The sequence below is a fragment of the Streptomyces sp. NPDC046308 genome, assembly GCF_055588065.1.
Map to the genome: position 1 here is coordinate 342,281 of NZ_JBVJFB010000004.1, position 16,490 is coordinate 358,770.

Annotated in this window: 16 protein-coding genes and 1 pseudogene; 7 read left to right on the forward strand and 10 right to left on the reverse strand. The window is 73.1% G+C overall.

Features of this window, described 5'->3' with window-relative positions:
* Window positions 1-60 precede the first annotated feature (60 nt).
* From ACZ6JT_RS19125 to ACZ6JT_RS19135, 3 genes are all read right to left on the reverse strand, one after another.
* The gene (locus ACZ6JT_RS19125) at window positions 61-1,746 is read right to left on the reverse strand and encodes a hypothetical protein (protein WP_469211192.1); all 1,686 of its coding nucleotides are present in this window, start codon (window positions 1,744-1,746) and stop codon (window positions 61-63) included.
* Between the two features lie 122 nt (window positions 1,747-1,868).
* Window positions 1,869-2,456: a TetR/AcrR family transcriptional regulator gene (locus ACZ6JT_RS19130; protein ID WP_469211194.1), complete on the reverse strand. Its 588-nt coding sequence runs from the start codon at window positions 2,454-2,456 to the stop codon at window positions 1,869-1,871.
* The gene (locus ACZ6JT_RS19135) at window positions 2,453-3,964 is read right to left on the reverse strand and encodes a 3-hydroxyacyl-CoA dehydrogenase (protein ID WP_469211196.1); all 1,512 of its coding nucleotides are present in this window, start codon (window positions 3,962-3,964) and stop codon (window positions 2,453-2,455) included. The genes ACZ6JT_RS19130 and ACZ6JT_RS19135 overlap by 4 nt, the downstream gene beginning before the upstream one ends.
* A 124-nt stretch (window positions 3,965-4,088) precedes the next feature.
* Between ACZ6JT_RS19135 and paaN the strand changes: the two genes are divergently transcribed.
* The gene (gene paaN / locus ACZ6JT_RS19140) at window positions 4,089-5,771 is read left to right on the forward strand and encodes a phenylacetic acid degradation protein PaaN (protein WP_469211197.1); all 1,683 of its coding nucleotides are present in this window, start codon (window positions 4,089-4,091) and stop codon (window positions 5,769-5,771) included.
* Between the two features lie 105 nt (window positions 5,772-5,876).
* Here the strand turns inward: paaN and ACZ6JT_RS19145 are convergent.
* The 4 genes and pseudogenes from ACZ6JT_RS19145 to ACZ6JT_RS19160 all read right to left on the reverse strand — a co-directional run.
* Window positions 5,877-5,972, reverse strand: a pseudogene (locus ACZ6JT_RS19145) (MerR family DNA-binding transcriptional regulator); the annotation flags it as partial.
* Entirely contained in the window at window positions 5,973-6,743 is a 771-nt protein-coding gene (locus ACZ6JT_RS19150; protein ID WP_469211199.1) for a TrmH family RNA methyltransferase, read from the reverse strand.
* Window positions 6,736-7,926 (reverse strand): HTTM domain-containing protein, encoded by a 1,191-nt coding sequence (locus tag ACZ6JT_RS19155; RefSeq protein ID WP_469211200.1) that lies wholly within the window; start codon window positions 7,924-7,926, stop codon window positions 6,736-6,738. Before ACZ6JT_RS19155 ends, ACZ6JT_RS19150 begins: the two co-directional genes overlap by 8 nt.
* Window positions 7,914-8,576 (reverse strand): DUF5819 family protein, encoded by a 663-nt coding sequence (locus tag ACZ6JT_RS19160; RefSeq protein WP_469211202.1) that lies wholly within the window; start codon window positions 8,574-8,576, stop codon window positions 7,914-7,916. The genes ACZ6JT_RS19155 and ACZ6JT_RS19160 overlap by 13 nt, the downstream gene beginning before the upstream one ends.
* A gap of 135 nt (window positions 8,577-8,711) precedes the next feature.
* Between ACZ6JT_RS19160 and paaA the strand changes: the two genes are divergently transcribed.
* From paaA to ACZ6JT_RS19190, 6 genes are all read left to right on the forward strand, one after another.
* Window positions 8,712-9,761: a 1,2-phenylacetyl-CoA epoxidase subunit PaaA gene (gene paaA, locus ACZ6JT_RS19165; protein WP_469211203.1), complete on the forward strand. Its 1,050-nt coding sequence runs from the start codon at window positions 8,712-8,714 to the stop codon at window positions 9,759-9,761.
* Window positions 9,758-10,042, forward strand: a complete 285-nt coding sequence (gene paaB / locus ACZ6JT_RS19170) for a 1,2-phenylacetyl-CoA epoxidase subunit PaaB (RefSeq protein WP_030009045.1) — start codon at window positions 9,758-9,760, stop codon at window positions 10,040-10,042. Before paaA ends, paaB begins: the two co-directional genes overlap by 4 nt.
* A 95-nt stretch (window positions 10,043-10,137) precedes the next feature.
* Window positions 10,138-10,809: a 1,2-phenylacetyl-CoA epoxidase subunit PaaC gene (paaC, locus tag ACZ6JT_RS19175; RefSeq protein WP_469211573.1), complete on the forward strand. Its 672-nt coding sequence runs from the start codon at window positions 10,138-10,140 to the stop codon at window positions 10,807-10,809.
* Window positions 10,803-11,309, forward strand: a complete 507-nt coding sequence (paaD, locus tag ACZ6JT_RS19180; protein ID WP_030707587.1) for a 1,2-phenylacetyl-CoA epoxidase subunit PaaD — start codon at window positions 10,803-10,805, stop codon at window positions 11,307-11,309. Before paaC ends, paaD begins: the two co-directional genes overlap by 7 nt.
* On the forward strand, window positions 11,310-12,413 hold the full coding sequence (locus ACZ6JT_RS19185) for a 2Fe-2S iron-sulfur cluster-binding protein (protein ID WP_469211205.1): 1,104 nt from the start codon (window positions 11,310-11,312) through the stop codon (window positions 12,411-12,413).
* Between the two features lie 106 nt (window positions 12,414-12,519).
* Window positions 12,520-13,662, forward strand: a complete 1,143-nt coding sequence (locus ACZ6JT_RS19190) for an acyl-CoA dehydrogenase family protein (protein WP_469211206.1) — start codon at window positions 12,520-12,522, stop codon at window positions 13,660-13,662.
* Between the two features lie 6 nt (window positions 13,663-13,668).
* Here the strand turns inward: ACZ6JT_RS19190 and ACZ6JT_RS19195 are convergent, their stop codons facing one another.
* From ACZ6JT_RS19195 to ACZ6JT_RS19205, 3 genes are all read right to left on the reverse strand, one after another.
* Window positions 13,669-14,013, reverse strand: coding sequence for a rhodanese-like domain-containing protein (locus tag ACZ6JT_RS19195; protein WP_469211208.1), 345 nt, complete (start codon window positions 14,011-14,013; stop codon window positions 13,669-13,671).
* A 100-nt stretch (window positions 14,014-14,113) separates the two neighbouring features.
* Window positions 14,114-14,875, reverse strand: coding sequence for a J domain-containing protein (locus tag ACZ6JT_RS19200; RefSeq protein WP_469211574.1), 762 nt, complete (start codon window positions 14,873-14,875; stop codon window positions 14,114-14,116).
* 169 nt (window positions 14,876-15,044) lie between these two features.
* Window positions 15,045-16,445, reverse strand: a complete 1,401-nt coding sequence (locus ACZ6JT_RS19205; protein WP_469211209.1) for a DUF2252 domain-containing protein — start codon at window positions 16,443-16,445, stop codon at window positions 15,045-15,047.
* Window positions 16,446-16,490: the final 45 nt, after the last annotated feature.

Below are 16,490 nucleotides of genomic sequence, written 5' to 3' on the forward strand. Positions count from 1 at the left end.
AACGGCCGTGGAGGGCCGTTCCCGGGGCGCTGTGCCCGGCACCCGTGGGTGCCGCGGGTGCTACGGCTTGATCACCGGGTTCTCGTAGTAGCCGGAGATGTCGACGACGAGGTCGGTCTTCTCCCAGCCCTGGTTCCAGAAGTCCACGATGCCGTTCTGGCCCCCGCTCGCCTGGACCAGGTTCGGGACGGTCCTGCCCTTCGTCCAGTTCAGCGTCGAGGCGCCGGGTCGCGCCGGCGTGACGGCGGTGCCCTTCTCGTACTGCTCCACCGTGTTCGGGTCCGGGGCGACCGAGAGGAAGCCCCCGCCCGCCGTGTTGGTGACGGTGGTGTTCAGGACGTACGCGCTGACGCCGCCGTCCTCCGGAAAGAACGGCACGGCCAGGTAGCCGCGGCCGGCGATCGGCCCGAAGGCCCCGCTGATCGCGCCCTCCGGGTCGCGCGTGTCGAGCCAGCGCATCGGCGAGAGCGGCATGAAGGCACCCTTGCCGGCCGGGCTGTAGTAGCCGACGACGTCCACCACGACGTCGGCGCCGGCCCAGGCGTTGTTGCGGATGTTGATGGACCCGTCGGCGCCGACCGGCACGATCACCGAGTTGGCGACGGTCTGACCGGCGGTGAAGTTCACGTTGGACGCGAGCGGGATCCTGCCGCCGCCCGGGTAGACGATCAGGTGGCCGGCCTCCTTCGGGCCGGTCACCGTGACGTTGAGCGCCACGGCCTTGACGCCCTGGGGCACCCCGCGCAGGCCGGCGATCTGCGTGCCGAAGCTCGTCTGACCGGGGACCTGGCCCTTGTTCGTGCCGAGGCCGTCACGGGTGTCGACGAACCGGGTCGGCTCCATCGGCGTGTAGCCGTTGGCCGCCTTCGGCATGAAGTAGCCGGTGATGTCGGCGATCAGGTCGACCGACTCCCAGCCGCCGTTGTAAAGGTCCACGGAGCCGTCGTTGCCGACGGGGACGACGACCAGGTTCGGCACGGTCTGGCCGGGCTCGAAGTTGATGTTCGAGGCGTTCGGCCGCTGGTTGCCCGTGTCGAAGGCCGTGATGTGGCCGGCGCTGGTGGTGTTGGTGACGGTGACGTTGAGGACCACGGCCTGCACGCCGGCCGGGATCGTGCCGTAGCCGCCGATCTTCACCCGGGCGGAGCCGTACGGGGCGACCTTGGCCTTCGGCGCGCGGAACCCCTCGCGGGTGTCCAGCAGACGCGTGGGCTCGTACGGCGTGAACTCGGAACCCGAGGTGACGACCGCGACCTCGTTCTCGACGTACACCTTGTTGGCGACGTCGTTCACGCCGACCTTGATCGTGTACTCGCCGACCTCGGCGTAGGTGTGCTCCGGCATCAGCAGGGCAGAACCGGAGGCGGTGAGGTACTGCACCGGGCCCCCGTCGCCCCAGGAGATGCTGACCTCGAGCGCGGCGTCGGCGCTCGTGACGTTCGCCTCCAGCTGGAGGGAGTGCGCGCCGGTGTTGGTGGCGCTCAGGGCCACCTGCAGGTCCGGATTGCCGGCGGCGGCGACGCCCGCCGTCCGGGCGGCGCCGGGGGCACCCTTCCGGACGGACTTGTCGGCGCCGCTGGTGAAGGTCCTGAAGTGGGACGCTCCGACCTTCTTCGGGTCGGAGGGCTTGGCGACCTGCCGGACGGCCGGCGCGGACGGATCCGCGGCCTGGGCCGTGCCCGGCAGGACACCGACGACGGCCGCGACGATCGCGGCGGCTGAGACTACGAGACGGCGACTGCGCACCGGTCCCCCCATTTTCGCTCGGTGCGATGTGTCCTGAAAGCACGTTTTGAACGCGCTCAAGACTGAATCCCGCTCAGGCTACAGAAACGCCCGGCGGCGCGGCGAAGGGGGGCACCCGCAGGTCAGCGGGCGGTGCGCAGTCCGTCCAGGGCCATGCTGACCACCGCGTCCGCGAGCTGGTCCTGGCTGGTTCCCGGGTGCGGGCGGTACCACTCGACGAGGGAGTTCACCATGCCGAACAGCAGTCGGGTGGCCAGCCGGATGTCGACGTCCGCCCGCAGGTCGCCGTCGGCCGCGGCGGCCTTGAGCAGGTCGGCCACCTGGTGGTCGAACTCGCGGCGGCGTTCCAGCGCCCAGCGCTCGGTCCGGGTGTTGCCGCGCACGCGCAGCAGCAGCGTCACGTACGGCAGCTCGCCGACCAGCACCTCGACCGTGCGGCGGGTGACGTACTCGACGCGGTCGACCGCCCGGCCGCGGACCGCCCCCGGCTCCTCCAGGACCGCGAAGAGGCCGTCGAGGGCGCGGCTGACGGCCCGCCGCAGCAGCTCCTCCTTGCCCGTGACGTGGTGGTAGATGGAGGACTTCGAGATGCCCGCGGCCTTGGAGAGGTGCTCCATCGAGGTGCCGTCGTAGCCGCGCTCGTTGAAGACCTGGACGGCGACGGACAGCAGCGTCTCGGGGGTGTACGTGTCCCGCTTGACCGTCGTCATTCGGCCTCCTCCTCGTCACCCGCGGCGTAGCCCAGCTTGAACAGCGCCAGCGAGGGCGCGTACCGGCCGCCGGGACAGCGCTCGTCGAGGTTGTGCAGGAGGTCGTAGGCGAAGTCCCGGCCGAGCCGCTCGTGCCACTCGGCCGGGCCCACCGGGTAGTTGACCCCGAGCCGCATCGCCGTGTCGATGTCCTCGGCCGAGGCCACCCCGCGGGCCACGGCGTCCGCCGTGAGGTCGATCAGCATCGCCACGGTCCGGGCGACGATCATGCCGGGAACGTCACCGATGACGGATACCTGCTTGCCCAGCTTCTGGAAGAGGCCGACCGCCTCGGCGAGGGTCCGCTCGCTGGTGTCCTCGCCGGCGGAGAGCGCGATGCGGGTGGCGCCGCGGTAGTCGAGCGCGAGGTCGAAGTACACGACGTCCGCGAACTCGACCGAGGTCTTCCCGTCCGCGAGGACCAGCTGGCCCTCGCCGGGCAGCTGGATGTACGGGCCCCCGTGCTCGGTGGCCGTGACCGCGATCCCGGCCTCCTCCAGCAGGTCGGTCAGCTCCGCCGCAGGCCCGAGGTCGCCGACCACGGTGACCTTGGCCGGGGCCTCCTCGGGTCCGGCGGTGTGCGGCTGCGCGGCGACGGCGTCCGGGCCGTACGGGAACCAGCCGTGGCCCGACTTGCGGCCGAGGCGACCCGACTGGACCAGCCGGCGCTGCGCGAGGGAGGGGGTGAACTTGGGGCTGTGGAAGAAGGACTCCCACACGGAGCGGGTCACGGCCTCGTTGACGTCCTGGCCGATCAGGTCGGTCAGCTGGAAGGGGCCCATCTTGAAGCCGCCGCTCTCGCGGAGCACGGCGTCGATGGTGGCCGGGTCGGCGCCCTGCTCCTCGTACACCGCGAAGGCCTCGGCGTAGAAGGGGCGGGCGATCCGGTTGACGATGAAGCCGGGGGTGTCGGCGCAGCGGACCGGTGTCTTCCCCCAGCCGAGGACGGTGCCGTACGCGCGCTCGGCGGCGGCCGGGTCGGTCGCGGAACCGCTGACCACCTCGACGAGCGGGAGCAGCGGGGCCGGGTTGAAGAAGTGGAGGCCGAGGAAGCGGCCGGGGTGCGCGAGCCCGGCGGCGAGCTCGGTGACGGAGAGCGAGGAGGTGTTCGTGGCGAGCAGCGCGTCCGGCGCGACCACCTCTTCGAGAGCGGCGAAGAGCGCCTGCTTGACGGTGACGTTCTCGACCACCGCCTCGATGACGAGGGCGGCCCCGGCGAGGTCCGGGAGGGCGGGCGCCGACGCGATCCGGCCGATCGCGTCCTGGGCCTCGGCCCGGTCCAGGCGGCCCTTGGCGGCCATCCGCTCGACGCGGTCCTGCACGAAGCCCACGCCGTCGGCGGCGAGTGCGGCGTCGATGTCGTAGATCAGCACGCGGTGACCTGCGAGAAGGGCGACCTGGGCGATGCCCTGGCCCATGGTGCCCGCGCCGACGACCGCCACAGTGCGGGACCGCTCGATTGCTGTCATGTCCTGATCCTCCCGCACCGACTTATCCACAGGTCTGCCGGGCCCTCTTGTCCCGACCGATCGTTCGGTTACTCTAACTCCAGTCTGCTCTTCTTCGCCCGGCTCAACGAGGAGTTGGTCCCTGATGGCCGCCGAGCTCACCGTCCCCCAGTTGTCCGCCAAGCACCGGCCCACCCTGGACCAGGCCCTGTCGGCGATCCGCAGCCGCGCCTACTGGTCCCCGCATCCCGAGCACCCCAAGGCGTACGGCGAGACCGCGCCGGCCGACGGGCTCGCCGCCTTCGAGGCCCTGCGGGGCACGCGGCTGGACCTGGGCCAGCCCGGCACCGACGGCTGGACGGGCTCCGAGGTGTCCCCGTACGGCCCGGAGCTCGGCGTCGAGTACCCGCACGCCGACCCGGACGTGCTGCTGCCCGCGATGAAGGCCGGCATGGGTGCCTGGCGCGACGCGGGACCCGAGGCGCGCGCCCTGGTCTGTATCGAGATCCTGGCCCGCATCTCCGCCCGCACCCACGAGTTCGCGCACGCGGTCATGCACACCAGCGGCCAGGCGTTCATGATGGCGTTCCAGGCCGGCGGCCCCCACGCGCAGGACCGCGGCCTCGAGGCCGTGGCCTATGCCTACGAGGAGCAGACCCGGGTCCCGGGGCAGGCCGACTGGTCCAAGCCCCAGGGCAAGAAGGACCCGCTGAACCTCGGCAAGAGCTTCACCGCGGTCCCGCGCGGCATCGCCCTCATGATCGGCTGCAACACCTTCCCGACGTGGAACGGCTACCCCGGTCTGTTCGCCTCCCTCGCCACCGGCAACGCCGTGCTGGTCAAGCCGCACCCGCGGGCCGTGCTGCCGCTCGCACTGACCGTCAAGGTGGCGCGCGAGGTCCTCGCGGAGGCGGGCTTCGACCCGAACCTGGTGGCGCTCGCGGTCGAGCGCCCGGGCGAGGGCATCGCCAAGGACCTGGCCGTCCGTCCCGAGATCAAGCTGATCGACTACACCGGGTCCACGGAGTTCGGCGACTGGCTGGAGGCCAACGCCCGCCAGGCGCAGGTCTACACGGAGAAGGCCGGCGTCAACACCGTCGTCCTGGACTCCACCGACGACTACAAGGGGATGCTGGCGAACCTCGCGTTCTCCCTGTCCCTGTACAGCGGCCAGATGTGCACCACCCCGCAGAACCTGCTGATCCCGCGCGACGGCATCGCCACGGACGCCGGCCACAAGACCTACGACGAGGTCGTCGCCGACCTCGCCGCCTCGGTCGGCGGCCTGCTGGGCGACGATGCCCGGGCCAACGCGCTGCTCGGCGCGCTGGTCAACCCGGACGTCAAGGCCCGCCTGGAAGCGGCGGCCGGACTGGGCGAGGTCGCGCTGGCCTCCCGGGAGGTCGTGAACCCCGAGTTCCCGGACGCCGTGGTCCGCACCCCCGTCCTGGTCAAGCTGGACGCGGCCAAGCCGGACCCGGAGGCGCCCTACCTCTCGGAGTGCTTCGGCCCGGTCGCCTTCGCCGTGGCCGTGGACACCACCGCCGACGCCCTCGACCTGCTGCGCCGCACGGTGCGGGAGAAGGGCGCCATGACGGTCGGCGCGTACACGACCTCGGCCGACACCGAGCGGGCGATCGAGGAGGTCTGCCTGGAGGAGTCCGCGCAGCTCTCGCTGAACCTGACCGGCGGGGTGTACGTCAACCAGACCGCCGCGTTCTCGGACTTCCACGGCTCCGGTGGCAACCCGGCGGCCAACGCCGCGCTGTGCGACGGCGCCTTCGTCGCGAACCGCTTCCGCGTGGTGGAGGTCCGCCGCCAGGCATAGGACGCCTCCGCCTGATCAGGCGGATCAGGCCCCGGACGCCTCCTGCCCCAAGACGCGGGAGGAGGCGTCCGCCTGGGCCACCCCGCGCAGGGCGGCGAAGACCGCGTCACCGGGCGGGAGCAGGCCCTCCCGGACGTCGTACTTGATCGTCGGCACCGGTACCCCGGTCCGCCGGCTCAGCTCTCCGATGCGCCCGCGCATTCACCCTTTGTGTTCGCTGGCGGGCGGGCCGCCCCAGTGGAAGAGCGCCATGGCGACGCTGGTGGCGAGATTGTAGCTGGAGACCTGCGGGCGCATGGGCAGGGAGACGAGGTGGTCCGCCCGCTCGCGCAGCTCGGGTGAGATCCCGTGGCGCTCCGAGCCGAAGGCGAGGAGGGCGTCGTCCGGGAGGGTGAGGGTACGGATGTCCACGCCCTCGGGGTCGAGCGCGTAGAGCGGCCCGGGCGGCAGCTCGTCCAGCGCGAGGCGCTCGACGGTGGTGGCGTAGTGCAGACCGGCCCCGGCCCGGACCACGTTCGGGTGCCAGGGGTCCAGGTCGCCGCGGGTCACCACGCCGGTGGCGCCGAAGCCGGCGGCGAGGCGGACGACGGCGCCGACGTTGCCGAGGTTGCGGGGGTTGTCGAGGACGACGACGGGCGCGGACCTGGGCACCCGCCCGAGCCCGGCGAGGGCGGCCGCGCGGTCGGGGCGTACGGCGAGGGCCGCGACGCCGGTGGGGTGCACTCGGGGGAGCAGCTCCTTGAGTCCGGCCCGGCGCACCAGCCGGGCCACGTCGGCCTGCACGTCGGGAGCGAGCTCGGCGGCGAGCGCGCGGACGCCGGTGGGGTCGTCGGCGAGGGCGATGCGTACGTCGGCGCCGAAGCGGAGGGCGTGCTTCAGTGCGTGGAATCCGTCGAGCAGCACGAGGTCCGGCCGCTCGGCGGCCTCCCGCCACTCCCGCACCGTCTCGTCCGCGCCCGTCTGCTCACTCATGCCCCGACCCTACGGTCCCCCGGACCGGCTCCGGTTCGCGCGGCGCGGGGACCGGCTCGGCGGCGACGGCACGGCTCGGGCGCAGGCCCGCGGCACGGGCGCCGAGCCAGATCAGGAAGCCCGTCGGCAAGAACACCGCGTCGGCGGCGATCATCGCCAAAGAGAAGAACGGCAGCCCCAACAGCACCGCGATCCCCGCGTGCTCCAGCATCATCACGGCCAGCAGCACGTTCTTGACCCGCCGGTTGAACAGCGTGAACGGAAACGCCACCTGCACCGCCACCGTCCCGTACGACAGCAGCATCACCAGCGTCCCGCTCCCCGCGACCAGCGCCGACAGCCCCGGCCACGGGGTGAAGTAGTCCAGCCCCAGGGGGTAGTACAGCGCCGTACCGTCCTGCCACCGCGAGCCCTGGATCTTGTACCAGCCCGCCGTCGCGTAGATCAGGCAGACCTCCGCCATGATCACCAGCAGCCCCGCGTTGTGCAGCAGGTTGGCGAGGACGTCCAGGACCGCCCGTCCCTCGCCCTCCGGATCGTGGCGGTCCACCAGCCACCACAGCCCGCAGGCCACCCACACCGCCGCGAAGGCCGCCAGCCAGCCGTAGCCGAACCCGCCGGTCACGGCCCCGTACGCGAACACGAGCCCCAGCGCGCCCCACAGCACCGGCCCGGCGGCGCCCGCGCAGGCCGACCCGCGCAGCCGGGCCCGCCGCGCGTCCAGCGACCACACCTGGGCGCACCGGGTGAGCACCAGGTAGATCGCCATCAGGTGGATGACGTTGTCCCCGCCGTCGCCCATGAACACGCTGCGGTTCTGCAGCGACAGCACCCCGACCATGAACACCACGGAGGTCGCCCGCGTGCGCCAGCCCAGCAGCAGCCCCACGCTCGCCAGTACCGAGACGGCGTAGACGCTCTCGAACCACAGCGCCGAGTCGGACCACATCAGCACCGTGAAGGCACCGTTGGAGTCGGTCAGTCGCTCCGCGAGGCGCCAGCTCCACGGCCCGTCCGGCCCGTACAGCTCCGCGCGGTTCGGGAACTCGCACAGCAGGAAGAACAGCCAGGTCCCGGCGAAGCCGATGCGCACGACGGCGCTCTGGTAGGGGCCGAGCGCCTCTCCGGTGACCTTCGCGGCCGCCTGCCCGAGCGCCGCGCGGGCCCGCCTCACACCGTCCACCACGGCAGCTCCCGGTAGTAGGTCTGGGTGTCGGTGGTCTCGGTGCTCCACTCCGGCGCGGGCACCGAGGTCGTCGCCGAGCGCAGCTGGATCCGCAGGAGGTGGCCGCCCGGGTGCTGCGGGGAGAGCCGGTTCACGGCGATCCGCCGCAGGTACTCCTCGGACAGCTCGCCCCGATCGCCGGTGGGCTTGTTGTCCTCGTCGTGGGAGCCGGTGAAGAAGTCCCAGGCCCGGCGCAGCTCGTTCTGCCGGGTGTGGCTCGGCAGCAGGCTGTGCCGGATGGCGGCGTTGTCCTCGGCGCTCAGGTCGCGCCAGCCGGTGGTGATCAGCTCGCCGCCGGCGGTGCGCACCTCCGCGCGCGCCTCCACGGCGATGTTCTGCTGGAGCGGGTTGGGGGCGAACAGCTTCCAGTTCTGTTCGAACTCGGGATAGATCCAGCTGTCGATCGCCCGTGCGTGCTGCTTGCTGACCGTGTTGGAGGGGGCCACGTGCAGGAAGACGAGCGCAAGGTGGGCGCAGACCGCCACGGCGACGGCCCCCAGGGCCAGGGCCGTGACGACCCGGTACGGGGTGGACAGACCGGCTATTCCGGGCGCCCGGGGCGGTGGCGGAGCGGCCCCTTCGGCGAGCTCGTGCCCGTTCGCATCCATCCCGCCCCGATCGTCCGGCGTCCACAGGGTTGACCACAGAGGTTGACACCCTACGGGCCGTCGTCTCACCATTGAAGCGGATGAACCGAACGATCGGTCGGTCGGGCGGACGGCAGGCACTGACAGGGGGCCGTGATGGTGGCAGTGACCCCGGAGACGGGACCGGACACGGCCCTCGGGGCAGACAGGACGGACGGGACGGGCATGACTGCTGACCTGGGCACACAGCTCGCGGCGGCGTTCGACGCCGCCGTGGCGGCGGACGAGCGCGTGGAGCCGCGCGACTGGATGCCCGACGAGTACCGCGCCTCCCTGGTCCGCCAGATGGCACAGCACGCCCACTCCGAGATCATCGGCATGCAGCCCGAGGCGAACTGGATCACCCGCGCGCCCTCGCTGCGCCGCAAGGCGATCCTGATGGCCAAGGTGCAGGACGAGGCCGGCCACGGGCTGTACCTCTACAGCGCGGCCGAGACGCTCGGCACCAGCCGCGACGAGCTGCTCGACAAGCTCCACTCGGGGAAGCAGAAGTACTCCTCGATCTTCAACTACCCCACCCTGACCTGGGCCGACGTCGGCGCGATCGGCTGGCTCGTGGACGGCGCGGCGATCACCAACCAGGTGCCGATCTGCCGCTGCTCCTACGGGCCCTACGCCCGCGCCATGGTCCGGATCTGCAAGGAGGAGTCCTTCCACCAGCGCCAGGGGTACGAGCTGCTCCTCGCCCTCTCGCGGGGCACCGAGGCCCAGCACGCCATGGCGCAGGACGCGGTGAACCGCTGGTGGTGGCCCTCCCTGATGATGTTCGGCCCGCCGGACGACGAGTCGGCGCACTCGGCGCAGTCGATGGCCTGGCGGATCAAGCGCCACTCGAACGACGAGCTGCGCCAGCGGTTCGTGGACATCGCCGTCCCGCAGGCCGAGTCCCTCGGCCTGACCCTGCCCGACCCGGACCTCAGGTGGAACGAGGAGCGCGGGCACCACGACTTCGGCGCCATCGACTGGGCGGAGTTCTGGGACGTGCTGAAGGGCAACGGCCCCTGCAACGAGCAGCGGATCGGCCAGCGGCGCACGGCCCACGAGGAAGGCGCCTGGGTGCGCGACGCCGCCGCGGCGTACGTGGACAAGCAGGCGGCAAGGCAAGCGGCGGAGCACGCCGAACAGAACGAGGAGGCACGGGTATGACGCAGAACTGGCCCCTGTGGGAGGTCTTCGTGCGTTCGCGCCGCGGCCTCTCGCACACGCACGCGGGAAGCCTGCACGCCCCCGACGCGGAGATGGCCCTGCGCAACGCCCGTGACCTGTACACGCGGCGCGGCGAGGGCATCTCGATCTGGGTGGTGCCCTCCACCGAGATCACCGCCTCCTCGCCGGACGAGCGGGACCCGTTCTTCGCCCCGTCCGCCGACAAGCCGTACCGGCACCCCACCTTCTACGACATCCCGGAGGGGGTGAGCCACCTGTGAGCGGCACCGACACCGGCACCACCGACACCGGCACCGGCACCGGCACCGGCACCGGCACGACCGTCGCGGCGGCTCTCGCGCTCGGCGACGACGCGCTGGTCCTCTCCCACCGCCTCGCCGAGTGGGCGGGGCACGCCCCCGTCCTGGAGGAGGAGGTCGCCCTCGCGAACATCGCCCTCGACCTGCTCGGCCAGGCCCGCATCCTGCTGTCCATGGCCGGCGACGAGGACGAGCTGGCCTACCTGCGCGAGGAGCGGTCCTTCCGCAACCTCCAGCTGGTCGAGCAGCCGAACGGCGACTTCGCCCACACCATCGCCCGCCAGCTCTACTTCTCCTTCCACCAGCACGAGCTGTACGGGGAGCTGGCCCGCGGCGACGGCCCGTTCGCCCCGCTCGCGGCCAAGGCCGTCAAGGAGACCGCGTACCACCGCGACCACGCCGAGCAGTGGACCCTGCGGCTCGGCGACGGCACCGAGGAGAGCCGGCTGCGCATGCGGACCGCCCTCGACGCCCTGTGGAAGTACACCGGGGAGATGTTCCAGCCGGTGGAGGGGCTCGACGGCGTGGACTGGGCCGCTCTGGAAGAGCGCTGGCTGGCCGCGCTGACCGGTGTGCTGGAGCGGGCCGGTCTCGCCCTGCCCGAGGGGCCGCGCACCGGCGCCTGGGCCGCCGGCGCCGGCCGCCAGGGCCTGCACACCGAGCCGTTCGGCCGGATGCTCGCCGAGATGCAGCACCTGCACCGCAGCCACCCGGGGGCGTCATGGTGACCGCCGACGCCGGGGTGACCCGCCTGGAGGCGGAGCTGGCCGAGCTGGCCGGTTCCGTCCCGGACCCCGAGCTGCCCGTGCTCACCCTCGGCGAGCTCGGCGTCGTGCGCGGTGTGCGGATGCACGAGGACGGCCACGCCGAGGTCACCCTCACGCCCACCTACACCGGCTGCCCGGCCATCGAGGCCATGTCGGCCGACATCGAGCGGGTCCTGACCGGCCACGGCATACCCGAGGTGCGGGTGACCACCGTGCTGGCCCCCGCCTGGTCGACCGACGACATCAGCGCCGAGGGCCGCCGCAAGCTCGCCGAGTTCGGCATCGCCCCGCCCCGCCCGCACGCGGCGGGCGGGCCGGTCCCCCTCACCCTGTCGGTCCGCTGCCCGAACTGCGGATCGACCGACACCGAACTGCTCAGCCGGTTCTCCTCCACCGCGTGCAAGGCGCTGCGCCGCTGCGTCGCCTGCCGCGAACCGTTCGACCACTTCAAGGAGCTGTAGATGGCCGCCCCCCGCCACGGCGCGTTCCACCCGCTGACGGTGGCGGCAGTCGACCGGCTCACCGACGACTCGGTGGCGCTGACCCTCCGGGTTCCCGCGGAGCTGCGCGAGGAGTACCGGCACGCCCCCGGCCAGCACCTGACCCTGCGCCGCACCGCCCCCGAGGGCGGCACCGAGGTCCGCCGCACCTACTCGATCTGCTCTCCCGCACCGGCGCCGGACGGCCCGGGCCCGGCGGAGCTGCGGGTCGGCGTGCGGCTGGTGGAGGGCGGCGAGTTCTCCACCTTCGCCCACAAGGAGATCGCCGCCGGGGACGTCCTCGACGTCATGGTCCCGGCCGGCCGGTTCGTGCTGGAGCCCGCCGCCGCCCCGGCCTCGGGGCACTACGCCGCGATCGTCGGCGGCAGCGGCATCACACCCGTGCTGTCCATCGCCGCGACCCTGCTGGCCGCCCGGCCCGACGCCCGCTTCTGCCTCGTGCGCAGCGACCGTACGGCGGCCTCGACGATGTTCCTGGAGGAGGTCGCCGACCTCAAGGACCGGTATCCGGCGCGGTTCCAGCTGGTGACGGTCCTCTCCCGGGAGGAGCAGGAGTCCGGGCTGCCCTCCGGGCGGCTGGACGAGGAGCGGCTGGCGGCCCTGCTGCCCGCGCTGCTCCCGGTGGCGAAGGTGACGGGCTGGTTCCTGTGCGGCCCCTACGGTCTGGTGCAGGGCGCCGAGCGCGCCCTGAGCGGCCTCGGCGTCGTACGGACCCGGGTGCACGAGGAGATCTTCCACGTCGAGGAGGTCACGGCGCCGGCCCGCACCGCGGCCTCGGTGGCCGCCTCGCACGGGCGGGTCACCGCGCGGCTCGACGGACGTTCCGGCACCTGGCCGGTCCAGGACGGCGAATCCCTGCTGGACGCGGTGCTGCGCAACCGCGCGGACGCCCCGTACGCCTGCAAGGGCGGGGTCTGCGGCACCTGCCGGGCCTTCCTGGTGTCGGGCGAGGTCCGGATGGACCGGAACTTCGCCCTGGAATCCGAGGAGACGGAGGCCGGATTCGTCCTGGCCTGCCAGTCGCACCCGCTGACGGAGGAAGTGGAGATCGACTTCGACCGCTAGGGCGGCCTGGCCGGGAGTTCCGCTCCGGGCCTTCCTCTGTCCAATTTCCAGAACCTGTTCTATCTTGACGCACCGTCAGACCTGAACGCGCGCGGGAGGACAGGCAGTGGACTTCACCTTCACCGAGGAGCAGCAGGCCGCCGTCGAGGCGGCCCGGGCCGTGTTCGCGGACGTCGCACCCGACGGCGTGCCCAGCCCCGCGCTCACCCCGGGCGCCGTCGCCGACGACTTCGACCGCCCGCTGTGGGCCAGGCTCGCCGGGGCCGACCTGCTGGGCCTGGTCCTGGCCGAGGAGCACGGCGGCGCCGGCCTGGACGCCATCGCCCTGTGCCTGGTGCTGCGCGAGGCGGGCCGGGCGCTGGCCCGGGTTCCGCTGCTGGAGCACTGCGCCGCGGCCATGGCGGTCCAGGCCCACGGCAGCCCCGAACTGGCCTCCGCCCTGCTGCCCGGCGCGGCGCGCGGCACGCTCGTGCTCACCGCCGCCGCGCACGGCCGCTCCGGCCACGACCCGGCCGAACTCGCCGTCACCGCCCGCCGCGAGGAGGGGGCGTGGGTCCTGGACGGCACGCAGACCGCCGTCCCCTGGGCGCAGAACGCCGACTGGATCGCCGTGCCGGCCCACACCGGGGAGGGCGACGCCGTCCTCGCGTTCGTCCCGCGCACCGCCGAGGGCCTCGCCCTCGCCGAGCAGGTCTCCACCAGCGGGGAGCGGCTGGCCGAACTCGCCCTGGACGGCGTACGGGTGGAGGCCGCCCACCTCATCGACACCCCGGGGGCCTGGGAGCGGCTCCGCCAGCTCCTCGCCACCGGCACCTGCGCACTGGCCCTCGGGCTCGGCGAGAGCGTCCTCACGATGACCGCCCAGTACACCGGCAAGCGCGAGCAGTTCGGCTTCCCGGTGGCCACCTTCCAGGCGGTCGCCGTCCAGGCCGCCGACCGCTACATCGACCTGCGCGCCATGGAGGTCACCCTGTGGCAGGCCGCCTGGCGGCTCGACGCCGCGACCGCCGGGGCCGGCGGTCCGCTCCCGAGCTCCGGTGACGTCGCGGTCGCCAAGATCTGGGCCTCGGAGGGCGTGCGCCGGGTCGTGCAGACCGCCCAACACCTGCACGGCGGCTTCGGCGCCGACACCGACTACCCGCTGCACCGCTACCACGCCTGGGCCAAGCAGCTGGAACTCCAGCTCGGCCCGGCCGCCGCGCACGAGGAGGCCCTGGGCGACCTGCTGGCCGCCCACCCCCTCGGCTGAGCGGGACTACAGCACGAAGGCCGGATTCCCGTTGTCCGTCACCATCGGGCGCCCGGCACCGTCCCAGGCCTTCATCCCGCCGTCGACGTTCACGGCGTCGATCTCCTGGCGCACCAGGTACTGGGTGACCTGCGCGGAACGGCCGCCGACCCGGCACATCACGTACACGCGGCGGCCGTCCTCGACGGCCTCCGTAAGCTCACCGAAGCGGGCGACGAAGTCGCTCATCGGGATGTGCAGGGCGCCCTCGACGTGGCCGGCCGCCCATTCGTCGTCCTCGCGGACGTCAAGGACAAAGCCTTCGGAGGGCACCGCGGCGGCGTCCACCGAGGGAAGCGGTCCGAAGTTCATACGTCGCCTTCTCTCATCACAGATGGTCCCTCCAACTTATCCGACGGGCACGTTCGACCCCGCCGGCGCGGCCCGTGGCACGGACCGTGGCACGGCCCGCTCACTGCGCGGCGAGCGCCGCCGCCAGCTCCGCCTCACGCTCGGACACCTGCGCCAGCAGCTGCTCCGCGATCTCCTCGAGCAGCCGGTCCGGGTCCTCGGGAGCCATCCGCAGCATCGACCCGATCGCGCTGTCCTCCAGCTCCCGGGCCACCAGCGCCAGCAGCTCCTTGCGCTGTGCCAGCCACTCCAGCCGGGCGTACAGCTCCTCGCTCTCGCTCGGCGCGGCCGCCTCCGGGGCCGGTCCGGCCGCCCACTCCTCGGCCAGCTCGCGCAGCAGCTCCGCGTCGCCCCGCCCGTAGGCGGCGTTGACCCGGGCGATGAACGCGTCGCGCCGCTCCCGCTCCGCCTCCTCCTGGGCGAGGTCGGGGTGCGCCTGGCGGACCAGCTCGCGGTACAGGCGGCGGACCTCCTCCGTGGGCCGCACCCGCTCCGGCGGCCGCACGGGCCGGTCGGTGAGCATCGCGCCGGCGTCGTCGGAGATCCCGTCCGAGCCCAGCCAGTCGTGGAACAGCTCATCCACGCCCGGCATCGGCATGACCAGTGAGCGTGCCTCCCGGGCCCGGCGCAGGTCCTCGGGGTCCCCCGTGCGGGCCGCCCTGGCCTCGGCGATCAGCGCGTCCAGCTCGTCGAGCCGCGAGTACATCGGGCCGAGCTTCTGGTGGTGCAGGCGGGAGAAGTTCTCCACCTCCACGCGGAAGGTCTCGACCGCGATCTCGAACTCGATCAGCGCCTGCTCGGCGGCCCGTACGGCCCGCTCCAGGCGCGCCTCCGGGCGCTCCTCACCGGTGACGGAGGAGTCGCCGGAATCACCGGGGACTGTCTGTTCGGGCTGCTCGGTCTGCTCGCTCACCCGGCCAGCCTACGGCCCCTCCGCGCGGGCGGTGTTTCACGTGAAACACCGCCCGCGGCGACCGGGCCCGCCGACGCCGTCAGACCCCGGCCTCCGCGGCGATCCGGCCCGCCCGCACCGCCGCCACCAGGTCGGCGTGGTCGGCCTCGCTCCTGTCGGCGTAGGCCACCGCGAAGGCCGCCATCGCCTCGTCCAGTTCCTCGTTCTTGCCGCAGTAGCCGGCCAGCAGCCGCGGGTCGGCGCTGTGCGCGTGCGCCCGGGCCAGCAGGGCGCCGGTCATCCGCCCGTAGTCGTCGATCTGGTCGGCGGCCAGCGCGGCCGGGTCCACGCTGCCCTTGCGGTTGCGGAACTGCCGGACCTGGAACGGCCGGCCCTCCACCGTGGTCCAGCCCAGCATGATGTCGGAGACCACCTGCATCTGCTTCTGCCCGGCGACCACCCGGCGGCCCTCGTGCTCCTCGGGCGGCGAGACGAAGCCCAGCGCGGGCAGGTGCGGCAGCAGCACCGAGGGCCGGGCCTCCTTCACCTGGAGCACCAGCGCCTCGCCCCGGTGGTCCAGCAGCAGCACCACGTACGAGCGGGTGCCGACGCTCCCGGTCCCCACCACGCGGAAGGCCACGTCCTGGATCGTGTACCGGGACAGCAGTGGCAGCCGGTCGCCCGGCAGGGTCCCGAGGTAGGGGCCGAGCGAGGCCGCCACGGCGGCCGCCTCCGCGTCGCCGACCCGGCGCAGCACGGGCAGCGCGTCGACGAAGCGGAGCCCGCCGTCCGGCCCCGTCCGCGTCGACTTGGCGGCGAACCGGGCGGAGGTGTTGTTGCGGGCCTTCTCCGAAACCCGCTCCAGCGTGCCCAGCAGGTCCCGGGCGTCGGCGTGCGAGACGAGTTCCTCGTCCGCGATGGCGTTCCACGCGTCGAGGGCGGGCAGCCTGGCCAGCAGCCGCATGGTCCGCCGGTAGGCGCCCACCGCGTCCAGCGCGGCCGCCCGGCAGGTGTCCTCGTCCGCGCCCGCCACCCGGCCGGCCAGCACCAGCGAGGTCGCCAACCGCTTGACGTCCCATTCCCACGGGCCGAACACGGTCTCGTCGAAGTCGTTCAGGTCGATGACGAGCCGCCCGTGAGCGTCCCCGTAGAGGCCGAAGTTCGCCGCGTGGGCGTCGCCGCAGATCTGCGCGCCGATCCCGGTCACGGGGCCGCCCGACAGGTCGTGGGCCATCAGCCCGGCCGACCCGCGCAGGAAGGCGAAGGGGTTCGCGGCCATGCGGCCCACCCGTATGGGAGTCAGCTCGGCGACCCGCCCCGCGTTGGACTCCTCCACCGCCCGCACCGCGTCCGGCCGCCCGGCCGGCGCCACGAAGGCGGCGTGCGCCGCCCGCGGCACGCGCGCGCGCAGCGCCTTGCCCTCCGCCTTGGGAGAGCCCGCCGCCGTTCGCGGCGCGAAGCCCGCCACGTCCGGAATCCGCTGCCCCGCTACCGCCGCCATCGGCGCCGCCCCCACCCGTTCATCGATCGTCTTTCGAACGGGCTG